This is a genomic window from uncultured Rhodospira sp. (genome assembly GCF_937138205.1).
GTDB lineage: Bacteria > Pseudomonadota > Alphaproteobacteria > Rhodospirillales > Rhodospirillaceae > Rhodospira.
In genome coordinates, this window is record NZ_CAKZOT010000109.1 from 1 (window position 1) to 3,874 (window position 3,874).

Genomic DNA, 3,874 nt, shown 5'->3' on the forward strand with positions numbered 1-3,874 from the left:
CCCTCGAAAATGAAGATCGTGGGCCAGAAAACTCGAAACCACTCGCGTGATGCGGAAGGGGAGGATTTCTCGCCCCCCTGCGTGCATGCGCCCCACAAGCCCGAAGTCGGCGCAGGCCCCCAGCACGTATTGAGACACACGCAGGATCGTCGTGTCCGACCAGCGTGTCCGCGTCCGCCCGTCAAAAACCGCGCGGCTCACGAAAGCATGGGCGTCGTCCTTGGTGACGGATCGGCCACCTGCGGCGTACCGCTCCCAATAAACCTCTCGGATGAAATCCCCCAACACCGGATTCGCTCGGCAGGTATACACGAACAGGAGGTGGCGAAAGTCGTTGGTGCTGAGGCGGCCTTGAACCATCTTGAGCAGGCGGGCGGGCTGCCCACCTTCCACCAGGAACCGCGGCGCAAAGGCTTCGACCACCATATTGCGCAATCGGCGTGCCGAAAGAGCGGGGAAGGTGCCCGACTCCAAAGCAACCTTGAGCAGGCTTGGCGCATCCATCCCCGGGTGCCACAGGTCAAGAAGACGCCCACTCTCGGGAATCAATCCGAGCCCGGCATTGAGCCGAGGCGTATAAAAATTAAGATTGGTCATGCTCAGGCCGAGAAGTAGGGAAAGCTTTTGATTCCGTTTGTGAATGCCGCGTAGTAATGGCTGGCGACCACCGGAATCCAGGTGTCGCGTTCCAACAAGTCGGCGGAACCAATGTGAATGGGGCCAGGCTGGGCCGCTACCGTATGTGGCGATATCGTTTTTAGGTCTTCAATATAGGAGACGCCCGATTTCTCCAACTTACATGAACGAGCCTCGGTAAAAAAAGCTTGCTCCATTTTCTCGGGCAACCGAAAAAGATGAAAAGCCTGCCCCACACCCACCGCTTCGTCGTGCACACGCTGGGCCGCTTCAATTATTCCAGTCATTTGCGCAAGGCATGCGCCATCCATGAATATAGGGGAAAGGAAGGATTCGCTGGACTTATCTTTAAATGACGAGTCCCACCACTCATTGTTATGACGCTCGCCCAAAGCACCTATAAGAAATCTTAAGCCCAAGATAGACGAATGCGTTTTCATAAAAGAACCCCTCAACAAGGACCAATGCACAGGAGATGTAATGATAATTCGCAAAAATTCTTGTCTTTCCCCTGGTTGGCGTTCATCAGATCTACGCGTTTGACTCACGTGGCTTATTGCGATGTCCCAGCACGCGGCTCAGAGCAGCGTTTTGGCGCCTTCGCTATCCGACCGTATTCCATCGACAGTTTTTCTGCGGCGAACGGCCCGGCGTGACATACGGGTTCCCTTGCGAGGGGTCTGCTGGCCACCGATGCCCCCAATAGAAGGCCGGCGCGAGCTGCGTCGTCAAGGCGCTACTGGGACATCCCGATAAGCCTCTGGCTCACAGTCGGTCCAGTCGGAACCGCGACGGCGTCGTCCCGGTCACCTTGCGGAACACGGTGGTGAAGTGACCGTGGCTGGAGTATCCGACCTCCAGGGCGATGTCGACGATGGTGCGGTTCGGATCGAGCAGCAGCGTCTTGGCCTTCTCGATCCGGCGTTCATGCAGGTACCGGGATGGCGACTGGCCGAACGTCGCGCGGAACACAGTCCGAAAATGCGACGACCCCAGGCCGACGACGCCCGCCATTTCGTTTAATGACACCCGCCTATCCAGGTTGCCGTCGATGAAGGTTGTAATGCGCCTTTGTCGCGAGGCGCCCAAGCCGCCCGTCGCGTATCCGCCGCCGCTTCTTTCTTCCTCGCCGTAAACCTCGAACAGCCGAAGGCCGAAGGTTATCCCTGCAAGCTCAAGAGAGCGGACACCTGCGGCTGCCGATCCGTCCAGCGCGGCCTCGAACCAGGACATCATCTCCGCCAGCGCGGCATCCCGGATCATGGCCTGGGGCGCGAGGCGCGGCACTCGGCCATCGAATACAGGGGCAACATGCGTGTCCAGGAACGTTCCCGTCAGACCCAACACCAGCGCCCGGTCACCCCCAACCCATTCGATCCGGATCGCTGATCCTGGAGGAATCAAATGCAGCGCTTGGCGTGTCATGCGAACCGCGTTGTCGGCTTCATCCTGTACTTGGCGCCACCGTGCGGTCACGGCCGCTGCCGGACGCACCACCATCGTCTGGCGAACCGAAATCCAGGCTTCCTGTTGCGGTGGGAACCGGCACCGACAAACAATCAGGCCGTCGCCGACCAAACGTTCGGCCGTGCTGTCGCATAAGGCCGACGGCTTTTCTTCCAGATCGATGAGCACACTCTCGGACATGGCACTCGCCTCCAAAGCACAGGTGGTCGATGCCCCTCCCTCGTCGGCCTTTTTCGCGCCACAAGCCGACACACCTTGACGCCAGTTGCGAACCGGCATCGTTTCCTTCTTTGATGTTGGCATGAAGAGCGGCCATGTCCATTGACATATGGCAAGTCGCGTTGACTTCGTATTTTATGTATATTTTCGTATATTTGAATGGAACGCTTGCTTCGTTTTGGAGTGCCGTATCGATTCGCCGCGAAAGGGGCAAGAGACCAGCGTTTCGTGGAAGCCATCCTTGACGACCCTATAGAAAACTATCGATAGGGCCGCATCAGGCAAGAACGGCCGCACCCCAAGACTCTCCGCTGCTTTCGACCCCTTGCGCGCATCGCCGCGCCGGGCAGGGCGGACTCTGGTCCGGATCGCAAGGAGGACTGTTCCATGTTGGAGACGAGACGCTTTCCCCCACGGCCCTTCCCGCCACCCGGCTGGCGCAACGCCAAGACGTATCACCCCCTGCTGTCCCTCGACCGCGCCGCCTGGGCCTGGCAGTGGCTGAAACGCAATCCCGAGTTTGTTGCATCAGCCCGCCAGGGCCGCCGTCGCGTCCGCCGTTTGCCGGGGCCGCATCCGGCGCCCCGCATGGCGGTGACGCCGACGCCGCTGCTGGACCCCCGCTGGGGTGTCCTGTTTCGCGGACGAGACCGAGGATCTGGTGTTCTGGTCGAGTGTCGACGCGCCCATCGTGCTGACCACCATGGCCAGCGAGGCCCAGGCCAGCGGTCCGGAGACCCTGGACCTGCGCCGGTTGGCCCTGCCCATCGCGATGCTGCGCCAGCCGGACGGGCGCCTGCACCTGCTGATCCTGGACGGCCCGCGCCGCCTGCAGATCGAGGTCGTGGCGACCCGGTTGTCGCGCGATCCGGTCCGGCTGCTCATTCCGGTGTGGCCACCGCTGGAGGACGAACCGCGCGTGCTCGCCCTGCGCCGGTTCCTGCACCTGCGCGCCACTGGCGCGCTGCCCGATCAGCTTTACCGGCCCGAACGGCGCGCGCTCCGCTGGGCCGACATGCTGCGCGCGCACGATGCCCGGCTTGCGGGGGCCTCTCACCGGGACATCGCCGCCGCCCTGTTCGGCCCGGAACGGGTGCACGAAGACTGGGCCGGGTCCTCGGATTATCTGCGGCTGCGTGTGCAACGCTTGGTGCGGGCCGGCGACCGCATGGTCGGCGGCGGCACCCTTGACCTTCTGCGGTGACCGCCAGCCTTCGGAGGTGGAGGGCCGGTGGGGGATCCGCGACGGGTCTGGATGGTGGAGGGAGTGGCCTGACCGTTTCACAAGCGCGGCGCCAGCCGGGCGCCGCGTGGCCGCCCGTCGGGGAGACACGCCATGTCCCGCGCACCCGCACGACGGTCCACGGGCGACCGCGCCAACCTGTATTCCGAGATCACCGACCGCATCATCGCCGATGGCTTGAACAAGCCGGGTCCGGCACAGGGCCGGACCCGGTGGGGCCGGGCGCCTGCCCTGGGTCCAACCCCCGCGCGGGACCGCCCCTGGGCGGAACCGCGCACAACAAAAACCTTGGACGGATCAGGCCCGCAC

5 protein-coding genes and 1 pseudogene are annotated in these 3,874 nt (G+C 62.7%); 3 read left to right on the forward strand and 3 right to left on the reverse strand.

Translation table 11 applies throughout. The features are described from left to right. The 3 genes from Q0309_RS15660 to Q0309_RS15670 form a co-directional block, all read right to left on the reverse strand. Positions 1-597, reverse strand: a 597-nt coding sequence (locus Q0309_RS15660; RefSeq protein WP_299443270.1) for a BrxA family protein, incomplete at its 3' end; no start/stop codon positions are given. A gap of 2 nt (positions 598-599) precedes the next feature. Beyond that, the gene (locus Q0309_RS15665; RefSeq protein ID WP_299443273.1) at positions 600-1,076 is read right to left on the reverse strand and encodes a BrxE family protein; all 477 of its coding nucleotides are present in this window, start codon (positions 1,074-1,076) and stop codon (positions 600-602) included. Between the two features lie 325 nt (positions 1,077-1,401). Continuing rightward, the gene (locus Q0309_RS15670) at positions 1,402-2,283 is read right to left on the reverse strand and encodes an AraC family transcriptional regulator (RefSeq protein ID WP_299443276.1); all 882 of its coding nucleotides are present in this window, start codon (positions 2,281-2,283) and stop codon (positions 1,402-1,404) included. Between the two features lie 426 nt (positions 2,284-2,709). Here Q0309_RS15670 and Q0309_RS18665 point away from each other — a divergent pair. From Q0309_RS18665 to Q0309_RS15680, 3 genes and pseudogenes are all read left to right on the forward strand, one after another. Continuing rightward, positions 2,710-2,907, forward strand: a pseudogene (locus Q0309_RS18665) (DUF6499 domain-containing protein); the annotation flags it as partial. A 43-nt stretch (positions 2,908-2,950) separates the two neighbouring features. After that, complete coding sequence (locus tag Q0309_RS15675; RefSeq protein WP_299443279.1) at positions 2,951-3,526, forward strand: DUF2285 domain-containing protein; 576 nt, start codon at positions 2,951-2,953, stop codon at positions 3,524-3,526. Between the two features lie 132 nt (positions 3,527-3,658). Next, positions 3,659-3,874 (forward strand): hypothetical protein (locus Q0309_RS15680; protein WP_299443283.1); only part of this gene is annotated, 216 nt, incomplete at its 3' end.